Annotated in this window: 9 protein-coding genes and 1 tRNA gene; 7 read left to right on the forward strand and 3 right to left on the reverse strand. The window is 59.5% G+C overall.

Features of this window, described 5'->3' with window-relative positions; genetic code table 11:
- Window positions 1-9: 9 nt before the first annotated feature.
- Window positions 10-1,692: an ABC transporter permease gene (locus tag ABUK73_RS09025; protein ID WP_353577015.1), complete on the reverse strand. Its 1,683-nt coding sequence runs from the start codon at window positions 1,690-1,692 to the stop codon at window positions 10-12.
- A gap of 78 nt (window positions 1,693-1,770) precedes the next feature.
- The gene (locus tag ABUK73_RS09030) at window positions 1,771-5,511 is read right to left on the reverse strand and encodes an ATP-binding protein (protein ID WP_353576970.1); all 3,741 of its coding nucleotides are present in this window, start codon (window positions 5,509-5,511) and stop codon (window positions 1,771-1,773) included.
- A 385-nt stretch (window positions 5,512-5,896) separates the two neighbouring features.
- Between ABUK73_RS09030 and ABUK73_RS09035 the strand changes: the two genes are divergently transcribed.
- The 3 genes from ABUK73_RS09035 (at window position 5,897) to ABUK73_RS09045 (ending at window position 8,523) form a co-directional block, all read left to right on the forward strand.
- A tRNA-His gene (locus ABUK73_RS09035) sits at window positions 5,897-5,973 on the forward strand.
- A 194-nt stretch (window positions 5,974-6,167) separates the two neighbouring features.
- The gene (locus tag ABUK73_RS09040) at window positions 6,168-7,727 is read left to right on the forward strand and encodes a Ppx/GppA phosphatase family protein (protein ID WP_454892343.1); all 1,560 of its coding nucleotides are present in this window, start codon (window positions 6,168-6,170) and stop codon (window positions 7,725-7,727) included.
- A gap of 1 nt (window position 7,728) precedes the next feature.
- Window positions 7,729-8,523 carry an RlmE family RNA methyltransferase gene (locus ABUK73_RS09045; protein ID WP_353576972.1) on the forward strand — a complete coding sequence of 265 codons (795 nt, stop codon included), beginning with the start codon at window positions 7,729-7,731 and terminating at the stop codon, window positions 8,521-8,523.
- A gap of 15 nt (window positions 8,524-8,538) precedes the next feature.
- Here ABUK73_RS09045 and ABUK73_RS09050 read toward each other — a convergent pair whose 3' ends face one another.
- On the reverse strand, window positions 8,539-9,936 hold the full coding sequence (locus ABUK73_RS09050) for an MDR family MFS transporter (protein WP_353576973.1): 1,398 nt from the start codon (window positions 9,934-9,936) through the stop codon (window positions 8,539-8,541).
- Between the two features lie 212 nt (window positions 9,937-10,148).
- On the opposite strand from ABUK73_RS09050, the gene ABUK73_RS09055 reads away from it, so the two are divergent.
- From ABUK73_RS09055 to ABUK73_RS09070, 4 genes are all read left to right on the forward strand, one after another.
- Window positions 10,149-11,132 carry an MBL fold metallo-hydrolase gene (locus tag ABUK73_RS09055; protein ID WP_454892348.1) on the forward strand — a complete coding sequence of 328 codons (984 nt, stop codon included), beginning with the start codon at window positions 10,149-10,151 and terminating at the stop codon, window positions 11,130-11,132.
- A gap of 178 nt (window positions 11,133-11,310) precedes the next feature.
- Window positions 11,311-12,816, forward strand: coding sequence for an IMP dehydrogenase (gene guaB / locus ABUK73_RS09060; RefSeq protein WP_113089781.1), 1,506 nt, complete (start codon window positions 11,311-11,313; stop codon window positions 12,814-12,816).
- A gap of 103 nt (window positions 12,817-12,919) precedes the next feature.
- Window positions 12,920-13,321 carry an MAPEG family protein gene (locus ABUK73_RS09065; protein WP_353577016.1) on the forward strand — a complete coding sequence of 134 codons (402 nt, stop codon included), beginning with the start codon at window positions 12,920-12,922 and terminating at the stop codon, window positions 13,319-13,321.
- Window positions 13,322-13,436: 115 nt separating this feature from the next.
- Window positions 13,437-14,315: a dienelactone hydrolase family protein gene (locus ABUK73_RS09070; protein ID WP_353576975.1), complete on the forward strand. Its 879-nt coding sequence runs from the start codon at window positions 13,437-13,439 to the stop codon at window positions 14,313-14,315.
- The last annotated feature ends 124 nt before the right edge of the window (window positions 14,316-14,439 follow it).

A 14,439-nucleotide genomic window follows, 5' to 3' on the forward strand; every position in this document is an offset into this window, starting at 1 on the left:
TCTTTTGCCTCACGCTCTCCCATCCAGCGAACGCGACACCAGAACCACGGGAATAAGTCCGGCTGCGATGATGATGAGCGCTGGCAGAGCGGCATCCTGCACGCGGGAGCGGGACGCTTCCTCATAGACCAGCGTGGCCAGCGTGTTGAAGCTGAAGGGGCGCAGCATGATGGTGGCGGGCAGTTCTTTCAGGGATTCGATGAAGACCAGCAGCGCCGCGGTAATCGCCGCCGGGCGTATGTTGGGCAACAGCACGGTCACAAGTGTCTGGAAACGGCTACGACCCAGCGTGCGTGCGGCCATGTCCAGATGCGGCGAAAGCTTCTGGAATCCGGCATCGATATTGCCTTCCGCCAGCGTCATGAACCGCACGCTGTGGGCATAGATGATGGCAAATGCCGTGCCCGACAGAAGAAGCCCGGTGGAATAGTTGAGGTGCAGTCGCAGAAAGCCGTCCAGCGCATTGTCGAAAGCCGCGAGCGGCAACAGCACGCCGATGGCCAGCACCGTGCCGGGTATGCCGTAACCCAGCGAGCCAATACGGCTGGCGGAGCGCGCAAGCGGCGAGGTATTGACCCGCTGCACATAGGCAAAGACGAAACCGCAAACGAGCGTGATCAGCGCCGCTGAAACGGACACCTCGAGACTATGCGCCAGCGCCTTGATAAGCTTGGGGTCTGAAAGCGCCCCAAGCCGTTTGGCCGCGTAACTTCCCAGAACGAGAACCGGGATCGCGAAGCCGAACAGGATCGGCAAAGCGCAGAAGACAGTCGCCAGCCATCCGCGACCGGCGGGCAGCGTCTTCAACCCGAAGCGCTGCGTCATGGCCGTGGATTTGGCAGCGGCAAAACGCTGACGGCTGCGCGCCCTCCGCTCGGTGATGATGAGGGCGCCGACAATGAGGATGAGAACCGAGGCGATCTGCGTTGCGCCTGCCAGATTGCCGCGGTTGAGCCACGTCTCGTAAATGGCGAAAGTCAGCGTACGGACACCCAGATATTCCACCGCACCGATATCGTTCAGCGTTTCCATCATCACAAGCGCAAGACCGATGATGATGGCGGGCCGCGCCATGGGCAGTTGCACCGATAGGAAAATCCGCAACGGCCTTGCGCCCAGGGTCCTCGCCGCTTCCGTCGCAAACCGGCCCTGCAAGCCGAAGGCCGCGCGCACCGACAGATAGACATAGGGGTAGAGAACGGAACTCAGCACCAGAACCGCGCCACCCAGCGAGCGGACATCCGGAAACCAGTAGTCCCTTATTGTCTGAAACCCGAAGAGCGTGCGAATGGCGCTTTGCACCGGCCCGGTAAAATCCAGAAATTCACCAAAGGCATAGGCTGCAAGATAGGATGGAATGGCAAGCGGCAGAACCAGAGCGAAGGAGAGCAGGCGGCGCAGCGGAAACTGAAACGTGCTGACAAGCCATGCGGAGAGGATTCCGAAAAAGGCGGTGGTCGCCCCCGTTATCACCAGCAGCATCAGCGTCTGACCGCCCGCACGCGGCAGGACATTGACCAGAAGATGCCGCCAACCATCCGTGCCGCCCGTTAGCGCGATGCTAAAAATCGCAATCAGCGGCATGGCAACCGCTGCCGCCAGCAGCACAGTGCCAACCGAAAGCCCGGAAGGCCTTCGTGTTACAGGCTGTAAAACGACAGAAGACTGTTGGGACAGCGGCAATGCTCTCATCCTTGCGGTCACCGGTCTGGCCGATGTGAAGACGTGGGAGCGCTGGGCGCTCCACACCATTGCTAATCCCGGATGCGCTTAGTTCGCAAGCACGCGCTGCGAAGGAAAGCTGATTTCCACCAGCGTTCCCTCATTGGGGGCCGAAGTGATGGAGAAATTGGCGCGGTTGGCATCCACCATCGCCTTGGTCAGGGGAAGACCAAGGCCCGTGCCATCGCCACGCACGCGGCTGCTGGAGGGGGAGACCTGCCGGAAAGGCTTCATGGCCTGCTCGAGTTCCGTGCGGGTCATGCCGATGCCGGTGTCGCGAATGCGCAGCACGACGCTTCCGTTGGGCTCGTAAGCCGTAGACACCACGATCTGCCCGCCTGAAGGCGTGAACTTGATGGCATTGGACAGAATGTTGAGCATGATCTGCTTGATGGAGCGAAGATCGGCGACGATCTGCGGCACGGATTGCGACAGCGCCGTGCGGATGATGACGCGCTGATTGTTGGCCTGAGGCTGGACGATGGAAACGGCTTCAGCAATCGTGTCGTTCAGGGCAACCGCCTTGAAATCCACATCCATCTGACCTGCTTCGATTTTGGAAATATCCAGGAGATCGTTGACGATATCCAGCACATGGCGACCGGACCGCACGATATCGTTGGAATATTCGATGTAACGCGGATGCCCGACAGGCCCGAAGCGCTCGGTCGCCATCATGTCGGCAAAGCCGATGATGGCATTGAGCGGCGTGCGAATTTCATGGCTGACGCGGGCAAGAAAGTCCGTCTTGTGGGCATTGGCTGTTTCTGCTGCCCGCTTGGCGTTGCGCAAATCCTCTTCGGTGCGCTTCCACTGGGTAATGTCGCGAATGACCACGCAATAACCGTTGGAGGACTTCAGTCTGCCGATGGTCATGAACAAAGGCAGGAAGCCGCCGGATGCCTCGCGGCCAATGACCTCGCGGCCATCATTCAGCACGCTTGCTACGCCATTATTGGCAAGGCCGGAGAGATAATCCAGCACCGCGCGCTGGCTCTCATGGGCAAACAGCGTCACGAAAGGCTTGGCCGCCACTTCATTATTGTCATAGTTGAACAGCGCGCTGGCCGAGCGGTTGAGCGAGCGGATGGTGCCGTCTTCGTTCAAAACGACCACGCCATCCGTTGCCGTTTCCAGAATGGAATGCAGCTCTTCCACCTGACCTTTGAGTCCGGTCAGCTTGGAATCCGTTTCAGTCTCGTCTGCGTCCGCCTGCATATTCTCATTGGCGGGCAGGGGATTTGCGCTTTTCTCCTCGGTGGGGATCAGCGACAGCATCAAGGCGCCAGCCTCATCCCAGCGAACGGATTGCAGCCGTGCCTTGACGGGGATCAGATCGTTCTCAGCGCTGACGGCAACCATGCCGCCGGAGCGTTCCGAGACAGCATCGAGTTCGTCCCGCTGAAGCAGCGCATCGAGACCGCCGATTTCTGCCAGTTCTTCCAACGCGCCGTAACCCGTCAACCGCAGAAATTCCGGGTTGGCATGGATCAGCCGGTCGCCGCTATGGATCAAAAGCGCAATTGGCATCTGGTCTACGGCTTCTGCCGTCAGTGATGTGGCGATGCGCAGCGGAATGAGGACGTCAGACGCCTTGGCACCAGCCAGCTTCTCGTCCGGCAGGCGGGCAGGGCTCTGCGGCGCAACGAAGCTCACCGGCTCATCGCCACGGGTGTAATCGGCAAAATCATCCGGCTCTTCGGCTTCCGGTACGACCGGCGCGGGTTCTACGACGGCGGTTTCTTCCTCGGTCACAGCCGGCTCAGGCGCAGCTTCAGCCTCGACTTCAACGGCGGTTTCGACCTCCGCCTCTGTCTGGACCTCTGCCTCCGCCTTCACTTCTGGCAGCGGGGTGACCTCGGCCACTTCAGGCGTCTTGATATCGTCCTGTTTTTCCGGCTCCGCCTCTGGCGCAACAACCGGCTTCAGTGTGCGGGCAATCTCGTTAAAGGCGGCCTGTTCGCTGGCGCTCAGCTCATCGCGATTTTTGCTGCGGCGGTTTTCGAACTGAACGACCTTGTCGGAGTAACGGCGGTTCGGTGTTTCGGTGATCTGCAGAGCCGGAACTTCCTTTTCCGGAGGCGCATAGCTGCGCGGCTCTTCCGGCTGCTCTGGTTCCGCAACCGACTGTTCAGCTTCAGCAGCTTCTTCCTCTACGTCATCCAGCGGCTCAGCTGCAACGAGCTCTGGCTCTTCGGTCTCTTCGGGCAGCGAAAACAGCGTGATCTCGTCATCCACGTCTGACGCCTGCTCGTCATCGGAATGCTCGTCGGCCACCAGAGTGAGACCCACGGCATTGGGATCTTCCACCGCATCGGCAATGCGCACGATACCGAAACCGCGGAAGCCATCGAATTCGCGCGAGCGTGTATAGGTTGGCAACGCGGCCAGATCGATCGGCACCGTCAGCGATGTGCCTTCCACCGGCCAGTAAATTGTCTTGCCGGACCACGTATCGCGGCGGTTCAACAACTCGGTGATCTTGCCATCGGGATCGAGATTGAACAGGGCTGCAAGGTCGGCAAAGCTCATGCCCTCGACATTGGCCGCTTGCGGGCCAACCGCATCAGCGAATTCATGCGAAATGGAACTGAAGCGACCGCTGGCATCGATCTTCCAGACAAAACGCGACGCGCGGCGATGAGGGTCGAAGACAAAAGGTTGAGGCTCAGTAACCTGCGTTTCCGTAACGTCAGCCGTTGCTGCAGCCACTTCTTCTACGGGTTCGGCAACTGGCGCTTCCGCTGCCAGAGGAAGCTCAGGTTCGGCTTCTACCGACTCGACAGACATGGCTTCCGATGCTTCAGGCGCGTCCAAAATGGGCACAGCCCGGTCATCATCCGCTACAATGGCTTGATCTTGTTCTTCAGTCTGATGCACTTCGACAGGGATGGCATCTTCGACACTGTCAGCGCCAGCAGCAGCGTCGATATCCTCATGCTCGTCCTGCGGCTCAGAAACCTCTTCGATTTCCGCCACGGCATCCAGAACCTCGGCGAAATCCGGGCGCACTTTATCCTCGGTAGCATCCACTACAGGCGCCGGCAGGATCGGCTCCGGCTGCTGTTCTGTCGCCGGTTCCGTTTTGGTCTGCGTGAACTCGCTGGATGGATCGAGCGTGCCGATCACGGTTTCGACGACGAAGAGCAGGTTGAGTTCCGGCTCCTGCGACAATTGCCCGGCAGCGGCAGGTAGGTAGCCCTTGCCCGCAGGCACGGGCCGCTTCACCAGCTTGCCCGGCTGGGTGGATGCCATGGAAATCAGCGTGCGTGTGGTAGCCGGTGTAATGCCAAGCGCCGCAAAGCCCTGCGATGCCGCCAAAATCCTGGAGTCGGCATCCAGCACGGCCATATGGATATCGGGGTCGTCAAAGCCCTCGATCATCCGGCGCGCACGCTCCTGCAAGGACGGCGTCACCTGATCGATGGGTGCGGTAAACAGGATAGCGGGCTGGCCAGCCTCGGCCTCGATGATCTCGACAGTCGCAATGACGGAGACACTTCTGAAACCGGAATGAATGCGAATGGTGAACTGTCGGCTCTCGCCTGTCTCGGTCAGTCGTGCAGCCGTTGCCGCAAACTGGCGGAAGGTCACATCCTGCTGCTTTGGTCCATGCTCCAGAAAATCATAGATCATCGGCATGCCGAACAGGGCCGCACCGCGGCCATTGGCCCAGAGCGCGCTTTGCAGGTCCATCGAGAACAGCGCCATGGCTTCGCCCCGACCGAAACGGTCGCGGACACGCTCATGAACTGCAATGTCTATAAATGGATATTGAACGGCGGGCATGTGGAAACCTATTCTGGCACGACCTGACCTGCGCAACCGCACGACCTCTTCATGAGGCACCATACAGCCTGCATCGGCTTGATGTTAACAGAATCTTAAATAACTTCACAGCGTGGTTCGGTCCATCATCTGCGTCAGAAATTGCCAATTACAGTTAATTCGCAAACATGCGTATATCCCGCTGAATGTGTGTTGCCCGACTGCGTTTTGCAATCATTTTGGCCGGAGCGTCCTCACCAATCCACGCTTTTTATCGCCGCCGTATCCCGCAGCCGGAAACGCACTTGCTTTCCCAAGCTTTTTTCGCAAAAATTGCCGAAGGACTTGCAAAACGGAAAAACTCCCCGTATGTGAGCCCCCGTGACGCCGACGCGGCGTTTCATATGCGGTTGTAGCTCAGTTGGTTAGAGCGCAGGTTTGTGGCACCTGAGGTCGGAGGTTCGAGACCCCCCAACCGTACCATTTTTCCACTTCGATATTCCGTTTTATTTTGTGTGGTGCTGGGCTTAGCCCAAGCGCGCGCTCTGCCGGTGTGATTTTCCCTCGGTTCATCTCCGCCAAAAATCGGTTGGCTAAAATGCCTTGCGCTGGTATGGTTGCGTCAACGTAACCTTTATGGACGCCAGCAGCATTGCTTGACGCTTTCGCGCGGCGGAATGGATAAAACAGTGATTGACCCCGGCAACGGCGCTAAGCCGTCGGAATCAGGGGCATCGGCGGTGGAAAAAGGGAATGCGAAGCGTTCCCGTCGTGGCAAGAGCAGGCGTAACGGCAAGCCCCGTGACGCGTCTGCTTTGTCGCAGCTTCACAATGCCGATTCCCACCCGGATTCCCCACCTATAGGCAATCCCGAGCGAGATTCGGAGCCGCGAAAGCGCAAACGTCGTAGACGTGCGCGTGGTCACGGCGGCGGGCAGCCGCAGCAAGAGGCTGTCGCGGGCAGCCCGGCGGCTGGCGAGCAGACGCCTCAGGCTCCATCGACACCACCTCAAGGCAAGCGCAAGTCGCGTGGCGGAAAGCGCAACCATCGCGGCCCGCAGGGCAGGCCGCTGGTGCCGACCCATGCGCCCAAGACGTCCGCCCGGCAAAATGGTGCTACGTCTCCTGCGCATTCGCCCACATCTGGCGAGCAGAGCCGCTCCCATGGTCGCTCGCAGGCCCATTACCGGGATAACGGGATCGATAGCGGTGCGGATATGTATGCCGCGCTCGACCTCGGCACCAACAATTGCCGTCTACTGATTGCCCAGCCAACGCGCCCTGGCCAGTTCCGCGTCGTGGATGCGTTTTCGCGCATCGTGCGCTTAGGTGAAGGTCTGGTGTCCACCGGACGTCTGTCTGACGATGCCATGGACCGGGCTGTCGAGGCTCTGCGCATCTGCGCATCCAAGCTCGCCGGACGCTCCATTCGCCGCATGCGTCTGATTGCAACCGAGGCCTGCCGTGCTGCCGTCAATGGCGAGGAGTTTCTGGCGCGGGTGACGCGCGAAACCGGCCTTGATCTGGAAATTATCAGCCGTGAGACGGAAGCCCGGCTTGCGGTTTCCGGCTGCTCGTCTCTGGTCGGTCGGGACGCACGCTCCGTCGTGCTGTTCGATATCGGCGGCGGGTCGTCGGAAATTGCCGTTATCCGGGTTGGCGAGAACCGCTCCAACCGGCTGGCAAACCACATCACACACTGGACCTCGCTTCCCGTTGGCGTCGTCACGCTTTCGGAACGCCATGGCGGTCGCGATGTGACGCCGGATGTTTTCGCCGCAATGGTGGGCGAAGTCGAAGGTCTGCTGGATGCGTTCCATTGCCCGCCGCTGGGCGAAGAGGAACCGCATGAGGACTTTCACCTGATCGGCACATCCGGAACGGTGACGACATTGGCCGGTGTGCATCTCGATCTGCCGCGTTATGATCGCCGCAAGGTCGATGGGCTGTGGCTGTCGGATGCCGAGGTTACGGCGATGCAGGACAAATTGCTGGCCTGGGATTTCGCCGGTCGCGCCGCCAATGCCTGCATCGGGCCGGATAGAGCCGATCTGGTGCTGGCCGGTTGCGCCATTCTGGAAGCGATCCGCAGGCGTTGGCCCGCGCGGCGCATGCGGGTGGCGGACAGGGGGCTTCGCGAAGGGCTTTTGACGGATATGATGGCAGATGATGGCGCGTGGCGCCGCAACAGAATTCGCCGTGCGCAGACGCAGGGCAAACCGGAACGGAAAGGTTGATATGAGCAAGGCGCCCACGAGTACCAACCGTACCGGACGCAAGATCGGCCAGAAGGTGAAGAAGGCGAAGCTGAAGCCGTCTTCACGCGCCTGGATCGAGCGTCACATCAACGACCCCTATGTTCAGCGCGCAAAGCTGGAAGGCTACCGCGCGCGCGCGGCGTTCAAGCTGTTGGAAATCAACGACAAGCATCAGATATTGAAGGGCGCGCGCCGCATCATCGATCTGGGTGCGGCTCCTGGAAGCTGGTCGCAGATTGCCGCCAAGGTCACGGATTCGACCGAAGACGATATTCGCGTTGCGGCCATCGACTTCCTCGAGCTCGATCCCATTCCCGGCGTCAAGATCCTGCATCTCGACTTTCTCGATCCGGCTGCGCCCGAGCGTCTGATGGAAGCCGTCGGCGGCACGCCTGATCTCGTTCTCTCGGATATGGCAGCACCCACCACCGGCCACCAGAAAACCGACCATATCCGCACCATGCATCTGTGCGAAGTGGCTGCCGATTTTGCCGTGCAGGTCCTGGCCGAAGGCGGGCACTTCCTCGCCAAGACCTTCCAGGGCGGAACGGAACGGCAGCTCCTGGATATGCTCAAGAAGAACTTCAAGCAGGTCATTCATATCAAGCCCGCATCGTCGCGCTCCGAATCGGTGGAAATGTTCCTGCTCGCCAAGCACTTCAAGGGCAGAAAACCCGGCGACGCCACGATGCGGGAGCAGGATGTCGATCTCGACACCGCCGAACTGGGCCCCGATCCACGGGATGACGACTACGAAGACATGGATATGCGCTGAAACCAGCGCATATCGTTATTCCGCTGGCTGCGATGCCTTTTCTCTATGGCCGGAAACGGCTGCCCCCGCGCTGCGGTCCATCGCGATGAGCGGTGTGATGGCGAGTAACGATACGACAGCCACGATCATGAAGGCCGTATGGAAATCCGCTAGCTGCAAATGCGAGCCCGACATGAAGCTGCTGACCTCAAGAATGGTCGCGGCAAAGGCGACACCCAGCGCCAGACTGATCTGCTGCAACACTGACGCCATCGAGGTCGCCTGACTGGCCTGTGAATCGTCGATATCGGAATAGCCAAGCGCATTGGTTCCGGTGAAGAAGAAGGAGCGCGCAAAGCCTGCCGTGACCAGAAAGATCATGATCAGCGGGTAGGGCGTGTTGGGCGTGAAGAAGGAATTGGCCAGCGTGGTGCAGGCACCGACAATGCCCGCGCTGATCAGAACGGATTTAAAACCCGTGGCCGCAAAGACGCGTCGCGCCATGAATTTGGTGGTGATGGCACCGATGGCGCCTGCAAAGGTAATCATGCCGGATTGGAACGGGTTCAGGCCAAAGCCGATCTGCAACATCAGCGGCATGAGGAAGGGGATGGCCCCCGTCGAAATGCGGAAGATCGTGCCGCTGACGGAGGCGGCCCGGAATGTCGCGTTCTGGAAAATCTTGAAGTCGAGGATCGGCGCGGGGTGGTTCTTTGCGTGCTGCACATACCAGTAACCGCAGATAAAACCGATGATGGTGGTTGCGATGCCGACATAGGGCGGCAAAGCAGGCAGGCTGACGACGGAAACGCCGAAAACGACGCCCGATGCGGCGATGCCCGAGAGGATGAAGCCCTTGGTATCCATAGGCGGCGGATTGGTGGTGTCGATCTCCGGCAGGAAGATCGTTGCCAGCCAGATGCCGATGACGCCAATGGGCACATTGATGAGAAAAATCCAGTGCCAGGAGAAATAGGTGGTGATGAAGCCGCCGATGGGTGGGCCGGTCAGCGGCCCGACGAGGCCAGGGATGGTCAGCAGCGCCATGGCGGAGACGAGTTCGGTTCGCTTGGTGGTGCGTAGCAGAACCAGACGCCCGACCGGTGTCATCATCGCACCGCCCATGCCCTGCAGGAAGCGGGAAATGACGAATTCGACCACCGAGGACGAGACCGCGCAGCAGATGGAGCCGATGACGAAAATGGCAATCGCGATGCGGAAGATTTTCTTCGCGCCGAACTTGTCCGCCATCCAGCCGCTGATGGGAATGAAGATCGCCAGCGCCACCATATAGGAGGTCAGGGCGAGCTTCAGGGTAATCGGCCCGACATTGAGATCGGCGGCAATCGCCGGCAGCGATGTGGCGATGACGGTCGAGTCCATTTGCTCCATGAAGAGAGCAACGGCGAGGATGAGCGGAATGATGCGGTTCATGGGATGATTGCGGGAAACCCGCATCCTGATAAGGTCGTTAATTGTTACCTACGCCCGTCAGAGCACTTTGCCAACTAAACAATCTGCAAGTTTTCGATTTCCATCACGTCTGTGTGAAACGCATTTTTCTACACAATCTCGGCACGTTACTGGTGATAGTCCTGTCAGGCGTAGAAATTGTATTGGAGGATTTTATGAGCAGTTTTTTGAAGATGAACAGGCGTGGTTTGTTTGCCACCGCGGGGATCGGCGCTCTTGCTGCCCCTTTCGTGCTTCGCGGCACCGCATTTGCCCAGTCCAGCCAGCCCCAGACATCCATGGAGGTCAACCACGTCATGCCGCCTGAAACAAACCGCTTCAAGCTTGGAAATTTCGAAATTCTGGTCGTCAAGGACGGCGCGCGTCCTTCCGGCAAGCCGGGCGAAACCTTTGGCACCAACCAGAGCGCTGAAACCGTCGGCGCTCTGTTGCAGGAAAATTTCTTGCCCACCGACCAGTTCGTCAACAGCTTCTCGCCAGCGCTCATCAACACCGGAACCGATCTCGTCCTGTTCGATACGGGCTTTGGTGAAAGCGGTCGCGAAGCGGGCAACGGTCGCCTGATTGAAGGTCTTGCTGCTGCCGGTTACACGCCTGACGATGTGACCATAGTCGTGCTGACGCATATGCATGGCGACCATATTGGCGGCCTGATGGAGAAGGGCGCCCCGGCCTTCCCGAAGGCACGCTATGTCATGGGCCAGGCAGAATATGATTTCTGGACGGACGCCAAGCGCGTCGGCACTCCCGCAGAAGGCGGGCAGAAAGGCGTGCTGGCCAACGTCAAGCCGCTGGCCGAAAAGGCGACCTTCATTGGCGATGGCGCCACGGTCGTTCCCGGCATTACCAGCGTTGCCGCCTTCGGCCATTCGCCGGGTCACATGATTTTCCGTGTTGAGTCGGAAGGCAAGCAGCTGGTGCTGACCGCCGATACCGCCAACCATTTCGTGCTGTCGCTTCAGCGCCCGGATTGGGAAGTGAAGTTCGACATGGACAAGGCCGCCGCGGCTGCCAGCCGCAAGAAGGTTTTCGACATGATCGCCACGGACCGCCTGCCGTTCCTCGGTTATCACATGCCGTTCCCGGCAGTGGGTTATGCGGAACGTCAGGATGTCGGTTACCGCTTCGTGCCGAAATCCTACCAGTTCGATATCTGATATCTGCTGCATTGCAGCAACAGGAGAGACCCGGACTTCGTTTCCGGGTTTTTTCTATTCCCTTCCTGTCATGAACGTGTTACCAGCCCTCGCCAACTTCCAAGCAATCCTTTGCAGGGCGCCGGGGTGAACTTTTCGTTCCGGGTCGGTCATGCATTTTCAAAATAGGAATTTGGCCATGGCACGCATTATACAAACCCCGACAGGTCTCGACGCTCTGACATTCGACGATGTGCTTCTTCAGCCGGGGCACTCCGAAGTCATGCCGGGCCAGACGAATATTTCCACACGCATTGCCCGCGATATCGAGCTTAACCTGCCGATCCTCTCTTCTGCCATGGATACGGTGACGGAAGGTCGTCTTGCCATTGCCATGGCACAGGCAGGTGGCATCGGCGTCATCCACCGCAACCTGACACCCATTGAGCAGGCCGAAGAAGTTCGCCAGGTCAAGAAGTTCGAAAGCGGCATGGTCGTCAACCCTGTCACCATCGGCCCGGATGCTACGCTTGCCGAAGCCCAGGCGTTGATGAAGACCTACCACATTTCGGGCATTCCGGTTGTCGAAAACGGTGGCTCTGGCGGCCACAAGACGGGCCGTCTCGTCGGTATTCTGACCAACCGCGATGTGCGTTTCGCCTCCGATCCTGCCCAGAAGATCTACGAATTGATGACCCGCGAGAACCTCGTGACCGTCAAGGAAAGCAGCGTCGACCAGCAGGAAGCGCGCCGCCTTCTGCACAAGCACCGCATTGAAAAGCTGGTTGTTGTCGACGGCAAGGGCAATTGCGTCGGCCTCATCACCGTCAAGGATATAGAGAAGTCGCAGCTCAACCCGAATGCCACGAAGGATGCGCAGGGCCGTCTTCGTGCCGCCGCCGCCATCAGCGTCGGTGCAGATGCCATTGAGCGCGCGGAGCGCCTGATCGAAGCGGGCGTTGACCTGTTGGTGGTCGATACCGCCCACGGTCACTCCCAGCGCGTTCTCGATGCCGTCACGCATGTGAAGAAGATGTCGAACTCGGTTCGCATCATCGCTGGTAACGTGGCCACGGCTGATGGCACCAAGGCACTGATCGATGCCGGCGCGGATGCGGTCAAGGTCGGTATCGGCCCGGGCTCGATCTGCACCACACGTATCGTCGCGGGCGTCGGCGTTCCGCAGCTTGCTGCCATCATGTCGGCGGTTGAGGCAGCGCAGGCAGCTGATATTCCTGTCATCGCCGATGGCGGCATCAAGTTCTCGGGCGATCTGGCCAAGGCCATCGCTGCCGGTGCATCCGCCGTGATGATCGGCTCGCTGCTGGCCGGTACGGATGAAAGCCCGGGCGAAGTGTTCCTCTATCAGGGCCGCTCCTTCAAGGCATACCGTGGCATGGGTTCCGTTGGCGCCATGGCCCGCGGCTCGGCAGACCGTTACTTCCAGGCGGAAGTGCGCGACACGCTGAAGCTGGTTCCCGAAGGCATCGAAGGCCAGGTTCCATACAAGGGTCCGGTCTCCGGCGTGCTGCACCAGTTGGCTGGTGGCCTCAAGGCTGCCATGGGTTATGTCGGCGGCGGCACCATCAAGGACTTCCAGGAACGCGCCACCTTCGTTCGCATCTCCGGTGCAGGCCTGCGCGAAAGCCACGCCCATGACGTGACGATCACCCGCGAAAGCCCGAACTACCCCGGCGCAGTTTGATCTTTCGTCCAGATACGGAACATGCCAATAGATACACGCTCTCCGAACAGACCGTTCGGAGAGCGTTTTGCTGAAAGGAAGAGACATGTCACCGACAACCGCAATGTTCTGGCCCATGATTGCCCACGCTTTTCTGGTTTTCGGTCTTTATGTCCTGCTCTTCATTCGCCGCAAGAAATTTACCTTCACCGACAAGGATGCTTTCAAGCGCTTTCGCGATGCGGGCGAAGAGGCGGCTCAAAGCCAGCTGGTGAACAGAAACATCGCCAATCAATTCGAAATTCCGGTCCTGTTTTATGCGGCCTGCCTGCTGCTCTACATCACCGATGCGGACAACATCGCCACCATCATTCTCGGCTGGATATTCGTCATCGCCCGTTACGCGCATTCCTATGTGCATGTGACAAGCAACAGGCTGCGTTACCGCGCGCCAGCCTTCGGCATCAGCTTTGCTGCACTGGTGCTGATGTGGGGCTGGCTGGCCATCTGGCTGGCGCTGGAATAGGCCTCGGCGCTTGCCACGGGATCGCGAAAAATTGTTTTGCCGATCCCACAGTCCTGCATCCCTTTGCTTTCGTTTAGGCTAGTCTCGCCCGGGGCCGTTCACATGGGAGAAGATGATGACCGACAAGCCAAAGATCACGCAGGCAATGATCGATGCCTATGATGAGTACACCCATCTCAGCCTCGACCGCCGCAAATTCATGGAAAAGCTGTCGCTGCTGGCAGGCTCCGGCGCTGCTGCTGCGGCCATTGCGCCGATGCTGGCTGCAAGCGGTGCGCAGGCGGCCATCGTACCGGAAACAGATGACCGTCTGACGGCGGAAAACGTGACCTATCCCGGCGCAAAGGGTGAGATGAAGGGCTATCTCGTCACGCCCAAGAACGCGTCTGCGCCGCTCGGCTCCGTCATCGTCATCCACGAAAACCGTGGCCTCAACGAGCATATCCGCGATGTCGCCCGCCGAATGGCTCTGGAAGGTTTCGTGGCGCTCGCACCCGATTTTCTGTCGCCGCAGGGCGGCACGCCAGCCGACGAAGACAAGGCGCGTGAAATGTTCAGCGGCCTTGATATGAACGCCACCGTTGCCGATGCCGAGGCAACGCGCGTGTGGCTGTCCAAACGGCAGGGTGCCAACGGCAAGGTCGGCGCTGTCGGCTTCTGCTGGGGCGGTGGCCTCGTCAATCGTCTGGCTACTAAGTCAGCAGGTCTGAATGCTGGCGTCGCCTATTACGGTGCCCAGCCTCCAGCAGAAGACGTTCCCGCCATCAAGGCACCGCTGCTCTTGCATTATGGTGGTTTGGATGAGCGCATCAATGCGGGCATCGACGGCTATCGCAAGGCGCTGGAAGCGAATGGCAAGACGTTTGAAATCTTCGTTTATGACGGCGTTAACCACGCGTTCAATAATGATACGTCGAGTGCGCGGTATGACAAGAAAGCTGCAGATTTGGCGTGGAGCCGGACGGTGGACTTCTTTCGGAAGAATTTGGGGTGATTTCCATCAGTCTTTGATGCTTTTGGCATTGAGGATGGATGTTTATGATCGCGCGGAGGGTGTGGCATACCCCCCTCTGTCCTGCCGGACATCTCCCCCTCAAGGGGGGAGATCGACTCGTGGT

Source organism: Agrobacterium vacciniicorymbosi, assembly GCF_040427045.1.
GTDB lineage: Bacteria > Pseudomonadota > Alphaproteobacteria > Rhizobiales > Rhizobiaceae > Agrobacterium.